This is a genomic window from Streptomyces sp. A5-4 (assembly GCF_051131715.1).
Lineage (GTDB): Bacteria > Actinomycetota > Actinomycetes > Streptomycetales > Streptomycetaceae > Streptomyces.
On the sequence record NZ_CP178591.1, the window covers coordinates 8,502,898 to 8,520,241 of the forward strand.

Genomic DNA, 17,344 nt, shown 5'->3' on the forward strand with positions numbered 1-17,344 from the left:
GCCGCGCCGTAGGGTGACGGCGTGACGACCAGGGATGTGGCGGGCGCAGGCAGCGATCGATTGATGTACGGGTGCATGGGACTCGGCGGGAGCTGGGACACCACGCCCTATGGCGCCTCGGAGATCTCCGAGGCGGAGGCGGCGATCGAAGCGGCGCTGGACATCGGCATCACCACGTTCGACCACGCCGACATCTATCGGCACGGGAAGTCCGAGGCCGTCTTCGGCGAGGTGCTCGCCCGCACGCCAGGGCTTCGTGAGCGCGTCACGGTGCAGACCAAGTGCGGCATCCGCCTCGCGGACGGCGACCGCCCCGGCCGCTACGACCTGCGCGGCCCGAGCATTGTCCAGCGGGTCGAGGAGAGCCTGACGCGCCTGCGCACCGATGTCATCGACGTGTTGCTGCTGCACCGTCCGGATCCGCTGGCGGACCCGAGGGACACGGGGGAGGCGCTGACGGCGTTGCACCAGCAGGGCCTGGTCCGCCGGTTCGGCGTATCGAACATGGGCGCGGAGCAGATCGCGCACCTTCAGCGACATGTCGACTTCCCGCTGGTCGAGAATCAGCTGGAGATGTCCTTGCGGAGCAGGGGCTGGGTCGAATCCGGTGTCCTGGTGAACACCCCCGAAGGGGCAGCCAACGGCTTTCCGTTCGGGACGATCGAGTACTGCCGGGTGAACGAGATCCGCCTCCAGGCATGGGGATCACTCGCGCAGGGACGTTTCACCGGCCGGCAGGAAGCGCCGAACGAGCACGCGACCGCCCGCCTCGTCGCCTCGCTCGCCGAGGCGAAGGGCACCACACCGGAGACCATCCTGCTGTGGTGGCTCCAGCGTCACCCGGCGAGGATCGCCCCGGTCATCGGCAGCGCCCGCCCCACACGCATCCGCGCCTGCCGTGACGCGGCGCTGCGGGAACCCGCCCTCACCCACGAGGAGTGGTACGAGCTCTGGATCGCGGCCCGTGGCATCCCGCTGCCCTGACCGCCCACCTGGCCCGGCCTTCCTCGCGGCCCTTGAAACCGCACGTCAGAGCGGATCCGCTGCCTGTGTGCGAGAGGGAGGCCTCCGGGGTTTGTTACCAAGTCCCGGGGATGGCGGGGACCGGCGCGGGTGGAGCGTGCGCAGGGGGGAGTGGGTGTGCTGGAAAGCGGTTGTTGTTGAGCACTCAACGGGTAGGTGTAACTCCCAGCGAACCTTTGGTAAGTGTTCATTTCGGATTCGTGCCCGATACGGGAGAGGGTTACGGAAATGGCCGCCTTCAGTAACGCAAGCCGGTACACCCGCAGACACCCCCGGCGTGGGGCCAAAGTGTGGCTCCTCGGCAACAAGCCGGGAACCTGCACTGCCCGCCGGTTCGCTTCCTGAGTGCCGGCGGCACGCTCAGAGGGGGCAGTCCCATGTCTGCTTCTCGTAACGCCCGCCGTATCGCCGCCGCGGTCCTGGCCGTCGGCGCCGTCATCGGCGCAGCAGCCCTGCCGGCCTCGGCCGACGGTCCCGGGGACCGGTCGGCCGTTGTCATCGGGCACGTCCAGTACGACAGCCCCGGACACGACAACGGATCCAACCGCAGCCTGAACAACGAGTGGATCGTGGTGAAGAACAACGGTCGCCACGCCGTGAACCTGCGGAACTTCACGCTCACCAACAAGGACGGCCAGCGCTACCGCTTCACCAACGTCCGCCTACAGGGCCGCTCCGCCGTCAAAGTCCACACCGGCGTCGGCCGTGACAGCCGCCACGACGTCTTCCAGGACCGCCGGAACTACGTGTGGGACAACCGCTCGGACAAGGCCACCCTGCGCAACGACCGCGGCCGGGTCATCGACACCGAGTCCTGGGGACGCGGCCACCACCGCTGATACCGGCAGGTGGTCACCCTCCCGAGGGCGTCGCCCTGAGGGTTTGAACCACCGCAGTCACCCGCACGGCGTGCCACGGCAATCCAGCCGCGGCACGCCATTCCCATGTCCGGCGCCGAATTCCGGCGCGGGGGTCATGCACGTCACGTCTCTCCCGAGCAGCAGATCCGCGGGCGGCGAAGTAGCATCCGGCAGAATTGGGCCGCGGGTTTTTCGTTATCGCGGCCCCAGCGACCGGTCTCCCTCTGTGTCGGATGGAAAAGTCGGGACCGGGCACAGCCCGAGGAGGAGTGTCGAGCGTGGGCAGCGAACGCGAAACCGCAGTGATCGAGGCGGCGCAGGGCGGGGATCAGCGGGCGCAGGACGAGCTTGTCGCCGCGTACCTGCCGCTCGTCTACAACATCGTGGGCCGGGCGCTGAGCGGGCACGCCGATGTGGACGACGTGGTGCAGGAGACGCTGATCCGCGCGCTGAGCGGCCTCGGCTCCCTGCGCGTGAGAGCGGACAGCGCAAGATCCTTGTAGGCGGACATTTTGGATCCCGCTTGGCGGACAGCTGATCTCCCTGTCGGTACGGCCGTTCGTGTGTTTTCGAACCCAGGTACCGAACTGGTGATCCCTCCGGGGGTTTGCTCGCTGGTGTGAGGACAACGAGCTGGACCGCGCCGGAGGGACCGTGAAGAAGTCTTGCAGGGAGATCATGGAAATCTACGAGGCCCTGGACGCCACCGGGTGTGCGCATTCGGCTGCCCAACTGGCCGGGGTCGACCCGAAGACCGTCCGCAGGTACGCACGGATGAGGGACACCGGTCAGCCATCTGACGCACCGGTGATGCGGCCGAAGCTGATCGACCCGTTCCTTCCCAAGATCGAGGAATGGGTGGAACGTTCGCAAGGCAAGGCCCGCGCGGACAAGCTCCACGAGCGCCTGGTGCTGCTGGGGTTCACCGGCGATGAACGCACCACGCGCCGGGCGGTGGCGGTCGCCAAGGGCCGCTGGGACGCAGGGCACCGCAGAACGTATCGCCCATGGATCACCGAGCCGGGGCTGTGGGTCCAATTCGACTGGGGATGGGGCCCGAAAGTCCCTGGTCCCGGCGGCGGTGCGCCCCGCGTGACACTGCTGTTCTGCGCATGGCTGGCCTGGTCCAGGTTCCGGGTGGTGATCCCGGTCTGGGACCGGACCCTGCCCACGCTGATCTCCTGCGTCGACTCGATGCTGCGGGCGATCGGCGGAGTGCCGACCTATGCGCTGACCGACAACGAGAAGACGGTGACCATCGACAGGGTCGCCGGTGTCGCGGTCCGCCACCCCCAAATCGTGGCCGCGGGACGGCACTACGGCCTTCAAGTACATACGTGTGTGCCGTTCGACCCCGAATCGAAGGGCGGCAGCGAGGCCACGGTCCGCGTCGCGAAGGCCGACCTGGTGCCCACCGACGCCAACCTGCGGCCCGCCTACGACTCGTTCGCCGAACTGCGCGGGGCCTGCGCGATCTTCTGCCAACAGGTCAACAACCGGGTCCACCGTGAGACCGGCCGGGCCCCTTCCACCATGCTCGACATCGAGCGCACCCGCCTGCACGCGCTGCCCGCCGGCCCGCACACCCTCGCACTGGGCGAGTCGAGGCAGGTGCTGCGGGACCAGACGGTGCGCTTCGGGTCGGTGCGCTACTCGACCCCGCCCGGACTGGTCGGCCAGGAAGCGTGGGTGCGCGTCGACGGCGACGAGCTCGTCGTGGTCTGCGACCTGTCCCAGCTCGCCCACCGCCCCGAGTGGATGCAGGGCCCGGCCGGCCTGGCCGAGGTCGCCCGGCACCAGATCGCCCTGCCCGGGCGTCCGGTCATCGACACCGCCCACTACCCCGACCACCCCCAGGAGATGGACGGGTCCCCGCGCCCGCCCAAGGTCAAGCCCGGCAACGACGCCGAGGAAGCCTTCCTGGCACTGGGCCCCGGGGCGAAGTCCTGGCTGATCGAGGCCGCCGCGGCCGGAACCACCCGGATCCGGGTCAAGATGGCGGGCGCCGTCGAGCTCGCCGCCCTGGTCGGCACCGCCGAAGTCGACCTCTCACTCGGACTGGCGGCCATCAACCGGCGCTTCGCCGAGGGCGACCTGATGTCCATCGTCCAGCACCGCAAAGAGGCCGCCCGCCCCGCCGACCTGGTCGTCGCCGACGAGGCACACTCCGCGCAGCCCGGCACCGGCGCCTGGTCCGACTTCGGCCGCCCCGCCACCTGATCCCCCGTTCCCGGGCCGCGAAGCGGCCCGGGAACGGACAGTCCCGAACCATCCAGCAAGGAAAGGCAGTTGCCCATGGCCACCACAGCCGTCATCGATCCGCCCGAGCTGATCCCCGCCCCGTCCCCGGTCCCGCCCGCGCCTCTCGCGCCGCCGATCCCGGCCGAGCTGGACGCGGTGCTGCGAAGGATGCGGTTCCCCTACCTCCGCGCGGCGGCCCCCGACGTACTGGCCACCGCCCGGGCCCAACGCTGGGACCCCGCCGAGGTCGTGCGGATCCTGCTGGAGGCCGAGGCCCACGGCCGCAACGAGGCCACCCGCCGCAACCACCACCGCCAGGCCGGCCTGCCCTCCGGCAAGACCTTCGAGTCCTGGAAGGAAGCCGACTCCTCGATCCCGCTGCCCACCCAGCACGCACTGATGACCCTGGAATGGATCGGCCGCGCGGAGAATTTGGCTGTCACCGGGCCGTCGGGGACGGGCAAGAGCCACCTGGCGGAGGCCCTGGCCCACAAGGCCATCGACGCCGGGATGCAGGTCGCCTGGTTCACCCTGGAATCGCTGACCACCCACCTGGGGCGGGCCACCGTCGACAACACCGTCACCAAGGCCATCGCGAAGATCACCCGGTGCGATTTGATCGTCGTCGACGACATCGGCATGCTCCCGTCCGGACAGGCCGCCGCCGAAGCGTTTTACCGTGTCATCGACGCCGCATACGAGCGCCGCTCGGTGATCGTGACCTCGAACCTGCACCCCTCGGGATTCGATTCGATCATGCCCAAAACCCTGGCGACCGCGGCCGTCGACCGGCTCCTGCACCACGCCCACATCATCCTCACCGAGGGCTCCTCGCTTCGGCTCACCCAAGCCACCACAGGCCAGGGTGTCACCCCGTTGGCCTGAGCCCGACCGAGGGACAAATAGTCATACCGGACAGGGAGATCAGCTGTCCGCACACGAGGACCTGAACTGTCCGCTCACCCGGATGTCCCACTGTCCGTGGACAGCGCGACCCGGGCAGCTTCCGGTCCTGGCTGGTGGCCATCACGATGAACCAGATACGTGACCGCTGGCAGTCCCATCGGACGACCCCCGTCAGCGGTGACCTGCCGGACGCCCGCGACATGGCCGACCCCGGCGCGGATTTCGTGGACCTGACGATCCTGCGTCTGGGCCTGTCCGGCCAGCGCCGGGAAGTCGCGGAGGCGACCCGCTGGCTGGACGCGGACGACCGGGCGCTGCTGTCGCTGTGGTGGCTGGAGGCGGCGGGCGAGCTCACCCGGGCCGAGGTGGCCGCGGCGATGGAGCTGTCGCCCCAGCACACCGCGGTGCGGGTGCAGCGGGTGAAGGCGCAGCTGGAGACGGCGCGAGTGGTCGTACGCGCACTGTCAGCCGAGCCGCGGTGCGCGCTGCTGGCCGATGCCGTCGGGCTGTGGGGCGGGGCGCCGTCCACCCTCTGGCGCAAGCGGCTGGCGCGTCACGCCCGGGACTGCACGGTCTGCTCCGGATACGGGGCCGGACTGGTGCCGGCCGAAAGACTCCTGGTCGGCCTGGGACTGATACCCGTGTCCGCCGCGCTCGCCGATGCCGTCGCTCCCGGCGGACACGGATCGCCCGACCTCGCCGCATACGGTGAAGACCTCCCCGTGCAGCTCGCGTCCTCGGGCCGTCGTGAGGAACGGCGCAGCCGGCGGACGACACGACGTCGGCGGACCGTGGCGGCCTCGGCCGCGGTGCTTCTGGTGGGAGGCGGCGCCTACGCCGGCCTGACCCTGCTGAAGCCGGGCGAGACCCGGAAGGTGGCCCCCGCGCAGGCGGCGGCCGAGGCGCCCGTGCCGACCGCCGCCCCCTCGACGAAGTCACCCTCTCCGACCGTGTCGGCCTCGACGTCTCCCACCCCGAGCGCCTCGACCACCCCGGTCAAGAAGACCGCCAAGGCGGAGCCCAAGCCGAAGCCGCCACCGAGCAAGGTCTCACCCCGGCCGGTGTCGTCACCCGATCCCCGCCCCAGCGCGCAGCCGGGCGGCGCCGCTTCCTCCTTCGCCCAGCAGGTGACCGCACTGGTCAACACCGAGCGGGGCAAGAAGGGCTGCGGTTCGGTCAGCCAGAACTCCCGCCTCGACACGGCCGGCCAACGCCACTCCGAAGACATGGCGGCCCGCGACTACTTCGACCACACCTCCCCGGACGGCCGGGGGCCCGGGGAACGCGTCACCGCCGCCGGGTACACCTGGAGTACGTACGGCGAGAACATCGCGCGCGGTCAGCAAACCCCCGCCGCGGTGATGCAGGGGTGGATGGACAGCCCCGGCCACCGCGCGAACATACTCAACTGCTCCTTCAAGGAGATCGGCCTCGGAGTGCACAACGGTTCCGGCGGCCCCTGGTGGACGCAGGTCTTCGGCGCCCGCTGACCGGCCCGCGGGAGATCGCAGCCCCGGCATCACGGGGTCGGGATGCCGCCAGGGCGGGCCGGCCGGCCGAAGCGCACGGCCACACCGGGCGAGTACAGGACGCTCACCGGCTCACCGACCGGCGCGGCCAGACCGGCGGCCCGGATGAGGTTCTCGTCGCATTCGAGCAGCTCGGCCCGGTGCAGGGGCCAGCGCGGGTGGGTGTTCGGGAGGTACATCTGCCGCCCGAAGAAGGTGTTGTGCATGCCCCAGCGGGCGGTCAGGAAATCCTCCAGAGGCGTGGGTTCCACGACCTTCTCGCCGGGTCGGACAGTGATCCGGCTGTACGCGCCGCGCGGCCCCGGCCAGCGCCGGGCGCTCGTGTACGTCACGGTGTCCTCGCCGTGCCGGACGGTCATCCGGGACCACAGGTACGGCAGCCGGAACAGGGTCCGCGCGACCGCCACCGGTATCAGGCGCGAGGCGTCGAGCGAGCGGAAGACCACGCCCCGCCGCCCCTGGGCGTCCACCGAGTAGAGCCGGACATTGGTCTCGGGAAAGGTCCCCAGGTACGGCACACCGGGGAGGGCGAACCAGCCGACGCGGTGCATGCGGAAAGTGACGAGGCCGACGTACGTCGCACCGTCGAAGGTGTCGGGCACTGTGCCGGCCGGCAGCAGCGGAGCCACCTCGGCAGGGTCCACCGCCCAGTGCAGGAAGGCCAGGTCCAGCCACGACTGGGTCAACAACGGATTGACGGTGTCGTGGGGTGGGTCGGCCGAGACCGGTTCAGGAACGAGCCACGTGAAAGACACCACACCAGCATCGCATCCGGTTCGGCGCGCCGAGCGGGATCGGCGGGCCCGTATCGCGGCCCCCGGCCACCGGAGCCCGCGGGGGCCCGGGGGAGGGGCGCGCGGTAGGCGTCCGTCGGATCGCCTCGCCGACGTCGTACGTGGTCGGGATCAGTCGCCGGAACACGCTGCCCTCCTCGGACGGGAAGGCGTTCGGCCGGGATCGTCCGGGTGGCCGCCACACCCGTCGACGCCGGTCATGCGCACGTCCGGGTGCCACAGCGACGCACGGACGACGTGCACGGGGGCCGACGTGGGGCGGGAGACGACGTGCGGGAGAATCACCCCATGATCGACCGCGCAAATGCCGTTCATGCCCTGCTTGTTGTCGATGTCCAGACGGCGTTCGTCTCCGGCGCCGACTCGGTCCCGGAGGCGCCCCGGCTGCTTGAACGGACCAAGGATCTGATCACCCGGGCCCGTACCGCCGGGGCACTGGTCGTGCATCTTCAGAACGACGGGGCCGCGGGATCGGACGACGAGCCGAGGACGCCGGGCTGGGAGCTGTTCCTGCCGGTGGCCGAGGGACCGCGGGAAGCGGTGATCCGCAAGACCGCGGACGACGGCTTCCACGAGACCCCGCTGGGCGAGCAGCTCGACGCGGCCGGTGTACGAGCGCTGGCGGTGTGCGGAGTGATGTCCGAGATGTGCGTCAGCGCGACGGTCCGCACGGCCCTGGTGCGGGGGTACCGGGTGGTCCTGCCGCACGACGCCCATGCGACGTACGACATCCCGGCGGCGGCCGGCATCAGCGATGTGGTCCCTGCCGCGGTGGTGTCCCGGGTCGCGGAGTGGGCGCTGGGCAACGAGGCCGAGATCGTCGCGCGCGCCGCCGACGTCGCATTCGAAACGCCGGGCCGAGACCAGTGATTCGGGTGTTCACCCGGGCCGGGCCCGGCCCGGGTGAACAAGCCGTGGCAGTTCCGTTCCGTCAGCCCCACGGCTGAGCGGGCGCCGTCGCCCGCGCTCTGGTCAGGCGCAGTGGGGCAGCGCGCACAGCTGCCACGGGCCCCAGGGTCCCTGCGGCGACGCCTGGGTGATCTGCCAGTAGCGGGTGTCCCGATTCCACTCATGAACCGTCAAACGCAGCCGCCCGTCGGGCAGTTCGGTGACCGTCTCGGGATGGCTCAGGCTGACGTTGGCCTCAGGAACCTTCCCCAGGGACTCCACCGGCCCCCACACGTCACCGGGACTCTGTAGGCGGCGCACCTCCATCGAGCGGCCGGTCCTCGTCGTCGACGCGAAGGCGTCGATACTGCCGTCCGCCTCCTTGAACAGCACCACGCCTCCCATGTACGGGCTGGGCGCCAGACCGAACGGCTGCGGCGTCGACCAGGCGTGGTCGCACGTGCCCTGCACGGAATGGCAGAACTGCCCGTAGGTGGAGAGGAGCAGCTCGATGCGCCCGTCACCGTTCTCGGCGGCGGTGACGTAGTAACTCTTGGGGCCGACGGTCGCTGCGCTCACCCGCGCCCAGTCGCCGTAGGCGCCGCCCGGCGTGGCCTGGCCGCGGTGCCAGACGAACGGCAGGCCTCCGGTGGCCGTGGCGTCATGGAACAGCTGGAACTGATCGACACGGCCGTCGGCCCGCGCCACCGACGTCAAACTGTCCGCGACCGCCCGACTGGCCAGCCCCTGCGCCCCCGTGTCCGCCGAGCACGCGACGGCGGCCTGCGCGGCGGTGGGCGCGATCGCCCCGGCTCCGCACGCGAGCAGCAGAGCGACCACGGCGTGTCCGGTACGGCCCCACGTTCTTCGCTTCATCAGCAGCTTCCCCCTGTGACGCACCTGCGGTGTACGAGACATCCGGGGCATCCAGTGCCCCGGTCGCAGAGCATCCTCACGTGTCACCGCCCCACCGGCCAGAGCGCGATCCGGCCACACAGCAGTGCCAGGTGTGGCAGGAGCGTCCTCAGGGGCGCGTGTCGCCGGGGTTACGGACGGCGGCGGGGCTTGCCGCTCTTGCCGCCCTTGGTGCCGCCTGAGCCGTTCCGGGGGTTCTTGCCGGCCGGCTTGCCTGCGGCGGGCTTCTGCCGAGTGCCGCCCGTACTGGGCCGCTTGGCCTTCGGCTGCGGCGGGGTCGGGGGGCGGCCCCGGGTGCTGTTGACGGTCCGCCCGCGGACGATCCCGATGAATTCCTCCACCAGGTCGGTGGTCCTGTCCTCCAGCCACGACAGCGCGATGCGCGACTCGGGGGCGTCCGACACCGGCCGGTACGTGAGGTCTTTGCGGTGGTGCAGGCGGGCGATCGACTGCGGCACGACGAGCAGTCCGATCCCCGCCGCCACGAGCTCGACAGCGTCCGTCGTCGTGGCGGGGCGTTCGTTCGCCGGGCGTCCCGGCAGGCTCTCCCACCCGAGGACGTCGTCCAGGGGGCTCAGCACGATGTCGTCGGCCAGGTCCTCGACAGTCACCTCGTCGACCGCCGCCACGACGTGGTCCTTCGGGACCATGACGACGGACGTCTCCGTGTACAGGGGAATCGCGCTGAGCACCGTCCGGTCGACCGGCAGCCGCACCAGCCCCACGTTGGCGCCGCCGCCGCGCAGGACGTCGGGGGCTTCGGCGGCGGACACCGCGATCAGGGACAGCGGAACGTCGGGCAACCGCTCGTTCCAGATCCGCACCCACTTGGTGGGGGTCACCCCCGGTACGTACGCGAGCCTGAACGAGGGGGGTGCTTCCGAGCCTGTCACTCCGCCAGGTTACCGGTCCTGGTCGGAGGTACCGCACACGCTCGATACTCTTGACCACATGACCTCGAACAAGACCACCCAGATGATGAAACCCGCGACCGCGGCCAAGAAGCTGGGTGTGTACCTCGAAGCCACCCCCGCCGAGTTCCAGGAGGGGGTCGTTTCGCGCACCGAGCTGAGCGCACTGCAGGCCGACCCGCCCCAGTGGCTGCTGGACCTGCGGCACAACGGCCCGCACCCCCGCCCGGTGGTGGCGGAGCGGCTGGACATCTCCATCGCGGGTCTCGCCCGCGGCGGCGTCACCGAGGCACTCACCACCGAGCAGATCAACACGCTGCGGGCGGAGCGTCCCGAGTGGCTGGAGAAGGAGCGCGCCACCCAGGCCGAGGTCCGCAAGGAAGCGGAGCGCATCAAGGCGAAGAACGCCGAACGCGAGGCGCGCTGAGCCACAACGGGCGCGCTCAGTAACCGCGCCACAGGCGAGCTGCCCGGCGACGCAGATCCTGCCGCAGGCGGCGAGGACGCGGCCGAAGCGATCGGCCGCCTCCCGCGCCGGGCGGATTCGCCCCGCCACGGCTCGGCCTCCAGGGATCGTCGGGCGACTGCATCGGTGCCCGACGATCGGCCTGGGCCCGGATCTCGTAGTAGGACTGGTGGGCGGTCGTACGCAAGGCCTCGTCGTAGGCCGCCATGGCCGCGCCGAGGGCCGCACCGGCAACCCCGCGGCGACGGGCATGGGACGCCAGCCAGGTGAAGAACCCCATCACCGCGGCGAGTGCGCCGACGAGTATCAGGAACGGCATGAGCTCATCCATGACCCGAGCGTAGGCGTGCGCCGCCGCTGCGCGTGGGCGGACCGCTGATCAGCGCCTCAGGTTGCCCGTGGCGTACGCGCCCCGGCGCAAAAGTCAGCCGGAGGGTCCTGCCGCCCTGATGCAACGGGCGCATCCGCACCGCGGAAGGCTCCCGACGCGTTGACCCCCGCAGCCTCACGGTGTTCCCTCGCTCACGGTGACCCGGTCGTGGCCGACCGCCGCAGCGGCGGATGACCGGGGCTCCGATGCGGGCGCACGGCCTCTCGTGCCGGGGCGTCCACCTCGGACCGGGGCCGGGGGCGCAGGGGGACAGCGCGCGGGAAACGGGGCGCTCCAGCACGCCCTGCTCCTCTCGGGGCACGCCGGACCGGCACGGAGAACACCGCCGTCGACCCGGGAGGACCCCATGACCGCACATCAGCGCCTGACCATCGGCTGCGCCACGCTCGCCGCCCTCTGCGCCGTGACCGTGCCGACCCCGGCGGGCGCCGCATCCGGCGCGGCGGCGCCGCGCACCGAGCGGGTGAGTGTCGGCCCGGGGAACGCCGAGGGCAACGCGGCCTCGACGGGCCCCGCCATCAGCGCCGACGGACGCCACGTCGCGTTCGTCTCGGCGTCCCGGAACCTGGTGAAGCGCGACACCAACGGCACACCCGACGCCTTCGTCCGCGACCTGCGCACCGGCAGAACGCAGCGCGTCAGCGTCAAGAGCGACGGGAGCGCGAGCCACGGTGTCGTGGGCGAGGTGGCGCTCAGCCCGGACGGACGGTACGTGGTCTTCACCTCCACCGCCGACGACCTCGTGCGCGGCGACCCCAACGACCTCGACGACGTATTCCTGCACGACCGGCGGACCGGCGTGACCGAACGGATCAGCCCGACGGGCGCGTCCTACGAGGGGCTGCGAGGCCCTCTGACGTACGACCCGGCGGTCAGCGGAGACGGCCGGTACGTCGCCTACGCATCGGGCGCCGAGGACCTCGCACCCGGCGATGCCAACCAGCGGGACGACGTCTTCCTCCACGACCGGCGCAAGGGGACCACGGAGTTGGCGCAGCTGTCCGGTACGGGTGAACAGGGGGCGGGCGACGCGTTCGCTCCCGCGTTCGCGGGCGACTCCGGCGGACGGTATCTCGCCTTCACGTCCAACGCCTCCGGCCTGGCGGGGGAGGAGGACCACGCCTCCGCCACCGACATCTTCCTGCGCGACCGGCAGACGAGAACGACGGAACTCATCAGCGTTCCGCACGGGAACAACCGCCGGACCCCCTCATGGGGCGCCTCCCTCAGCGGTGACGCCCGCTTCGTGGCGTTCAGCTCGACGTCCGGAGTGCTCCGCCCCGAGGGCCCGGCCCCCACCAGCGGGCCCAATGTGTTCCTCCACGACCGTGAGACCCGTCGGATGCGGCTGGTCAGCGCCGCGGCGGACGGCACACCGGCCAACGGCAGGAGCGATCACGTCTCGTTGAGCCGGGACGGGCGCTACGCCGCGTTCACCTCCGCCGCGTCGAACCTCTCCGGCGACGACCGGGACAGCAGCCCCGACGTCTTCCTGAAGGACATGCTGACCGGGGAGGTACGGCTCGTCAGCGAAGGCACCGGGCAGGTGTCCGAGGACACCGACCCCGGCCCGCGCACCGGGGTCACCGACGACGGCGGCGCGGTGACCTTCGACTCCCCGGCGGGCAATCTCGTGCCGGACGACGTCAACGGCGCGCCTGACGTCTTCGTGCGCCACTCGCGCTGACGGATTTCCGGCGGAGCGCCGGAGCCTCGTTCGCTGGTGAGGCGCGTGCCCGTGGGACTTGTCGAACCCCCGGCAACGCACACTCCGCCTTGCGGGTGAGGGCGGCCGGGCGGCCGTGTCCGTGGGGCGGTCGGGACCGTTGCTCCAGGCATGATCAAAGCAAAGAGCGTCCTCGCCGTCGTGGCCCTCGCCACGGGCGTCTCAGCACTCGCGGCACCGCTCGCGAGTGCGGCCGAGCCGGCCGGCCCGTACGTGTCCGTCCCGGACCTGCTCGACGACCTCGGCACGAGTGCCATGCCGGCCGGGCGCAAGCACGAGGTGCCCACCGTCACCTACCAGTTGAGCGAGCTGCACAAGCTTGGCGAGCTGCACCAGGTCACCGACCTGGTCCAGCCCGTCACCGGGCTGGTGCCCAGCTTTCAGTAGAGCCCTGCCGTGCCGCCGACGTGCTTTCCGGCTCCGCGGCCGGCACGCAGACAGACGGCACTCCGCACAGCGGCCGTGCGGAGTGCCGATCAGCGGTGGGCGCCCGGGGGCCGCCTCGAAGAGGTTTTTCAGAACCGGGTCTTTGAGATGCTCGGGATCTGAGGTTCTTCCTCGATCGCGTCGTCGGCGTGCGGGCGGGTGCTTGCGATGTCCGGCTGGAGAAACACCGAGGTGTAGTCCGGCTTGATCGGACGGGGAAGCCCAGCTGCCTCATCGGGGCGCTGGTGCGGCTGTGCGGTCATGAAGGCTCCATGTTGGCTGTGGTAAGCGAGCAGAATTTCCGCAATGGCACGTTTTGGACGGCGGCGTGGCCGGTCCGGCCGAATGTCGATGGGGCGGTACACAGATCAGCTTCGAGGTCGACCTCTACTGATTGCGACAGCGACAGGCAGTCGGCCGGTAGTCGCCCACCGTTCGGTTCATCTCGTGTCCGCGTCGGCAGCCCGGCGAGAAGTCCCGGTCCGGGCAGCGTCGCGGATCACCTACGGAACACCGTTGCCACTGGCTCGTGCTGAGCGAACTGCCCGTTTCCATCGGCGTCGCCTTCCGGGCCAGGTTCGGCATCCGAAGATGAGGATACGGCCAAGGACGGCCCTCCACTCCATCAGGCGGTGCCGAAGAGGTCGTGAACACCGTGAACACGGCGTGCGAATGGGTTACGAGTCGCGGCGTCCTGTGCCGGAGGCCGCTGAAAACGCGGAACACCTCGCCGGGAAACGGCAGATGAGGGCCGTACCTCCACGAACGAGGGACCGGTGATCACGCTGGTTGCCCCGGCCCGGTCACTCGGCAAACTGCCGGAGGATCTCGGCGCGAGGGTGGCAAGATGCTTGTATGACTGAAGCTGTTAAGGGCCCCGCCAGCTATTTTCCTGCGATCGAGGCGAAGTACGGCCGTCCGGTCGCGGAGTGGAAAGACCTGATCCGCTCCTCGCCGCTGACCAAGCACATGGAACTGGTTTCCTGGCTCAAGTCCGAGCACGGCATGGGGCACGGTCACGCCAACGCGCTGGTCGCGCACACCCTCGCGGAGGACAAGACCGCGTGACTGTCCCCGGTGACCCCTCCGTGGGGCGAGACCGCCCCCGAGGCGCCCGCTGACGACCGTTCGGTGCCTGGGTGCGGGACACAGCTGCCCCGCACCCTTGCTCAGGCGGCCCGGTGGGCGGCGATCAGCTTGCCGACCGCACCCGACAGGTTGCCGGTGAGCAGCAGATGGTCCGCGTCGGCGAACGGCTTCGCCGAGGCTTCGGTGATGTTCTGACCGATCTTCTGCTGGACGATCAGCCGTGCCTTGGCGACCAGTTCCCTGCCCTGTGCGGACTTGCCCCCACCCGTCGCCCGCAGGAGCTTGGCCGCGAGGCCGATGGCCTTCAGCGTCGTCTCCCCGCCCGCGGGAGCCTTGCCGAGGGTGGTCAGCCCCCAGCCGTACGGGAATTGCGGGGCGTACGAGGCGTCACCGACGTTGATCGGCAGCTGCGCCTCCGACTTCGGCCAGGTGACCGGCAGCTGGCCGGTGAAGGGCCGCTTGCCGTAGAGGACGTCGGCGACCCCGTCGCCTTCAGTGCCCGGCAGCCAGGACGCGACGAGCGAGTCGATGTCGCCGAGCCGGTCGCCGATGAGCTGCGGGCGCCCGGAGACGACCAGGACCGCGCACTTCATCGCGGCGCAGACCTTGTCGACCGCGGCCCTGTCGGCGGCCGTCAGCTCCAGATCGTTGCCGTTGCCCACGTCGCCGATGCCTTCGGCGTACGGAGTCTCGCCGACCACGACCACGCCGACGTCATGGCCGCCGGTGGGCGCGGAGGCGTCCTTGGAGTAGGAGATCTCCGCGTCCGGGGCGGCCTTCTTCATGCCCTCCAGGACGGTGGTGCCGGTCGTGATCTTCCCGGACGAGCCCTGCCAGCTGACGGTCCAGCCGCCGGCCTGGTTGCCGATGTCGTCGGCGTTGGGCCCGGCGACGTACACCTTCTGGGACTTCTTCAGCGGCAGTACGGCGCCATCGTTCTTCAGGAGCACCTGGGACTTGGCGACGGCCTCGCGGGCCACCGCACGGTGCTCCGGGGAGCCGACCTGGTCCAGGTTGGTGGTGTCGGCGTACGGCTGCTCGAACAGGCCAAGCTTGAACTTCTGGGTCAGGATCCGGGCCACCGCGTCGTCGATACGGTCCTGGCCGATGCGCCCGGCCGTCACCTCGTCCTTCAGCGTCTTGGTGAAGTCCTGGTAGTCGGTCGGCACCATGATCATGTCGAGACCGGCGTTGATCGAGGTGCGTACGTCGCTCGGGTAGTCGCCGGGGATCTGGTCGATGGCCTTCCAGTCGCTGATCACGAAGCCGTCGAAGCTCATGCGGTCCTTCAGGACCCCATTGATCATCTCGGCGTTCGCGTGCATCTTCACCGGGCCCTGGTCGTCGCCCAGGACGTCCAGCGAGGAGTACGACGGCATGACCGTTCCGGCGCCCCGCTCGACCGCGTCGGCGAACGGCGCGAGATGTACCGCCTCCAGCTCCTGATGGGTGACCTTGGTGATGCCCTGGTCGATCGTGTACGAGCCGGTGGTCGAGGACCCGAACTCGGTGCCGCCGTCGCCGACGAAGTGCTTGGCGCTGGTGAGCACCTTGTCGTTGCGGTCGAGGTCCTTGCCGTTGCGGGCGCCCTGCATGCCGTTGATCACAGTGTCCATGGCGGTGACCAGCGCGGGGTCCTCACCGAAGGCCTCGTAGGAGCGTCCCCAGCGCTCGTCGCGGGTCACGCAGAGGCAGGGCGCGAAGTCCCACGGGATGCCGGTGGCGCGCACCTCCTTGGCGGTCACGGCGCCGGTCTGCTCGGAGACCTTCGGGTCACGGCCGGCTCCGATGCCGATGTTGTGCGGCATGATCGTCGACCCGATGACGTTGTTGTGGCCGTGCACCGCGTCCACGCCGTAGATCAGCGGGATCTGCAGGCGGGTCGCGCGGGAGCGCAGCTGGTACGAGTCGACCATCTTCGCCCACGCCTCGGGCGCGTTCGGGGTCGGCACCGAACCGCCGCCGGAGAGCAGCGAGCCCAGCTCGTAGGAGGCGATGTCGCCCTGCGACTTGAGGGCGTTGCGCTCGGCCTGTGTCATCTGGCCGGCCTTCTCGTCGAGGGACATCCTCGAAAGCAGGTCGGTGACGCGCTTCTTGAGCGGGAGCCTCTTGTCGAGATACGGCAGGCCGTGGGCGTTCACGACGACCTGCGGGGTCTCGGCGGGGGCCTTGGCGCCGGTGACGGTGAGCTTGAGCGGGATGGTCTCCGCGGCCTCGGCCGAGTTGTCCCTCTTGGTGGCGACGGCGATGGAGCGGCTCGTACCGGAGGCCGTGCCGGCCGGGAAGGTGACGCTGCCGGTGACCGGCGCGTAGTCCTTGCCGGGCTCGGCGCTGCCGCCCCCGGCGGTGTACTCGACGGTGACCGGCGCGTCGATCGGGCCGGATCCGGTGGTGGCGACGGAGAGCTTCACCTGGGCGGCGGCGCCCTCGGCGACCGGGTACACCGCGGCGTCGGTGATGACCTTGGCGTTCAGGGCCGGTTCGGCCGTGCCGTACAGCTCCATGCCGTCCAGGGCGAAGGAACCGGGGGCGCCGGTCGGCAGCGTGAGGGCGTAGCCCCACATCTCGTTCAGGCCCAGGACCTGGTCGATGCCGCCGACGGGCTGGTAGTCGGCGCGGTAGTTGAACTCGGAGAACGGGATCTCGACGAGATGCCAGCCCTCCCAGTCGTCGGTGAACGACGTGGTCCACAGCTCGGACGCCTCGCCGTTGGCGCCGCCGTCCTTGATCTCGAAGTTGAGGCGTTTGCCCGAACCGGGCGGCAGGGGAGCGGTGTTCTGGCCGTACCACCAGAAGCGGACCCCCTTGTGGGCGGTCCAGTCGTGGGCGGGCTTGGCGAAGGCGAAATCGTGGCTGACGCCGCCCCAGCCGCTGATGTCGTAGGTGCCTTCGAGGACCTTGCTGCCCTCGGGGGCGTCGGCGCGCTCCTTGACCGCCAGCTTCGGCTGGTCGTCGGCGTCACTGCCCCAGGTGAAGATGCCCTCCGCGGGCGGGTCCGCGAAGGGGACTTCACCCTCGAAGCGGTCGACGGCCACGGGTGCGGGTGCGGGCGCGTCGGCGGCGGCGCTGGGCAGGGCGCCGGTGAGCAGACTGCCGAGTACGGCGGTGGCTGCGATCACCGCCGTACTGGTTCTGCTTCTGAAGCGAGGTCGTGGCATTGCGGCTCCTTCGGCGGGGCG

General features: G+C 70.5%; 16 protein-coding genes and 1 pseudogene. 11 read left to right on the forward strand and 6 right to left on the reverse strand.

Features of this window, described 5'->3' with window-relative positions:
- The first annotated feature begins 21 nt into the window (after positions 1–21).
- From ACLLJJ_RS39610 to ACLLJJ_RS39635, 6 genes and pseudogenes are all read left to right on the forward strand, one after another.
- Positions 22–984: an aldo/keto reductase gene (locus ACLLJJ_RS39610; protein WP_434599605.1), complete on the forward strand. Its 963-nt coding sequence runs from the start codon at positions 22–24 to the stop codon at positions 982–984.
- Positions 985–1,400: 416 nt separating this feature from the next.
- A complete protein-coding gene (locus ACLLJJ_RS39615; protein ID WP_434599606.1) occupies positions 1,401–1,862 on the forward strand; it encodes a lamin tail domain-containing protein in 462 nt (153 codons plus the stop codon).
- Positions 1,863–2,116: 254 nt separating this feature from the next.
- Positions 2,117–2,356, forward strand: a pseudogene (locus ACLLJJ_RS39620) (RNA polymerase sigma factor); the annotation flags it as partial.
- 205 nt (positions 2,357–2,561) lie between these two features.
- Positions 2,562–4,103, forward strand: a complete 1,542-nt coding sequence (gene istA, locus ACLLJJ_RS39625) for an IS21 family transposase (protein WP_283472000.1) — start codon at positions 2,562–2,564, stop codon at positions 4,101–4,103.
- A 75-nt stretch (positions 4,104–4,178) separates the two neighbouring features.
- Positions 4,179–5,009 (forward strand): IS21-like element helper ATPase IstB, encoded by an 831-nt coding sequence (gene istB, locus ACLLJJ_RS39630; protein ID WP_267719259.1) that lies wholly within the window; start codon positions 4,179–4,181, stop codon positions 5,007–5,009.
- A 146-nt stretch (positions 5,010–5,155) separates the two neighbouring features.
- On the forward strand, positions 5,156–6,520 hold the full coding sequence (locus ACLLJJ_RS39635) for a CAP domain-containing protein (protein ID WP_434599608.1): 1,365 nt from the start codon (positions 5,156–5,158) through the stop codon (positions 6,518–6,520).
- A gap of 29 nt (positions 6,521–6,549) precedes the next feature.
- Here the strand turns inward: ACLLJJ_RS39635 and ACLLJJ_RS39640 are convergent, their stop codons facing one another.
- Positions 6,550–7,248, reverse strand: a complete 699-nt coding sequence (locus ACLLJJ_RS39640) for a YqjF family protein (protein WP_434599610.1) — start codon at positions 7,246–7,248, stop codon at positions 6,550–6,552.
- A 393-nt stretch (positions 7,249–7,641) separates the two neighbouring features.
- Here ACLLJJ_RS39640 and ACLLJJ_RS39645 point away from each other — a divergent pair, with 393 nt between their 5' ends.
- Positions 7,642–8,223 carry a cysteine hydrolase family protein gene (locus ACLLJJ_RS39645; protein ID WP_434599611.1) on the forward strand — a complete coding sequence of 194 codons (582 nt, stop codon included), beginning with the start codon at positions 7,642–7,644 and terminating at the stop codon, positions 8,221–8,223.
- Between the two features lie 102 nt (positions 8,224–8,325).
- Here ACLLJJ_RS39645 and ACLLJJ_RS39650 read toward each other — a convergent pair whose 3' ends face one another.
- Both ACLLJJ_RS39650 and ACLLJJ_RS39655 read right to left on the reverse strand, forming a co-directional pair.
- Complete coding sequence (locus ACLLJJ_RS39650) at positions 8,326–9,117, reverse strand: hypothetical protein (RefSeq protein ID WP_434599612.1); 792 nt, start codon at positions 9,115–9,117, stop codon at positions 8,326–8,328.
- Positions 9,118–9,287: 170 nt separating this feature from the next.
- The gene (locus ACLLJJ_RS39655; protein ID WP_434599613.1) at positions 9,288–10,049 is read right to left on the reverse strand and encodes a LysR family substrate-binding domain-containing protein; all 762 of its coding nucleotides are present in this window, start codon (positions 10,047–10,049) and stop codon (positions 9,288–9,290) included.
- 58 nt (positions 10,050–10,107) lie between these two features.
- Between ACLLJJ_RS39655 and ACLLJJ_RS39660 the strand changes: the two genes are divergently transcribed.
- Positions 10,108–10,494, forward strand: coding sequence for a DUF5997 family protein (locus ACLLJJ_RS39660; RefSeq protein ID WP_347119887.1), 387 nt, complete (start codon positions 10,108–10,110; stop codon positions 10,492–10,494).
- A gap of 16 nt (positions 10,495–10,510) precedes the next feature.
- Here the strand turns inward: ACLLJJ_RS39660 and ACLLJJ_RS39665 are convergent, their stop codons facing one another.
- Positions 10,511–10,864 (reverse strand): hypothetical protein, encoded by a 354-nt coding sequence (locus ACLLJJ_RS39665; protein ID WP_434599616.1) that lies wholly within the window; start codon positions 10,862–10,864, stop codon positions 10,511–10,513.
- A 406-nt stretch (positions 10,865–11,270) separates the two neighbouring features.
- On the opposite strand from ACLLJJ_RS39665, the gene ACLLJJ_RS39670 reads away from it, so the two are divergent.
- Positions 11,271–12,611, forward strand: a complete 1,341-nt coding sequence (locus ACLLJJ_RS39670) for a TolB family protein (RefSeq protein ID WP_434599617.1) — start codon at positions 11,271–11,273, stop codon at positions 12,609–12,611.
- Between the two features lie 150 nt (positions 12,612–12,761).
- Positions 12,762–13,037 (forward strand): hypothetical protein, encoded by a 276-nt coding sequence (locus tag ACLLJJ_RS39675; RefSeq protein WP_434599619.1) that lies wholly within the window; start codon positions 12,762–12,764, stop codon positions 13,035–13,037.
- A 128-nt stretch (positions 13,038–13,165) separates the two neighbouring features.
- Here ACLLJJ_RS39675 and ACLLJJ_RS39680 read toward each other — a convergent pair whose 3' ends face one another.
- The gene (locus ACLLJJ_RS39680) at positions 13,166–13,339 is read right to left on the reverse strand and encodes a hypothetical protein (RefSeq protein WP_434599620.1); all 174 of its coding nucleotides are present in this window, start codon (positions 13,337–13,339) and stop codon (positions 13,166–13,168) included.
- Between the two features lie 592 nt (positions 13,340–13,931).
- Between ACLLJJ_RS39680 and ACLLJJ_RS39685 the strand changes: the two genes are divergently transcribed.
- Positions 13,932–14,144, forward strand: coding sequence for a DUF4287 domain-containing protein (locus tag ACLLJJ_RS39685; RefSeq protein ID WP_434599621.1), 213 nt, complete (start codon positions 13,932–13,934; stop codon positions 14,142–14,144).
- Between the two features lie 101 nt (positions 14,145–14,245).
- Here ACLLJJ_RS39685 and ACLLJJ_RS39690 read toward each other — a convergent pair whose 3' ends face one another.
- Positions 14,246–17,323: a glycoside hydrolase family 3 N-terminal domain-containing protein gene (locus tag ACLLJJ_RS39690; RefSeq protein WP_434599623.1), complete on the reverse strand. Its 3,078-nt coding sequence runs from the start codon at positions 17,321–17,323 to the stop codon at positions 14,246–14,248.
- Positions 17,324–17,344: the final 21 nt, after the last annotated feature.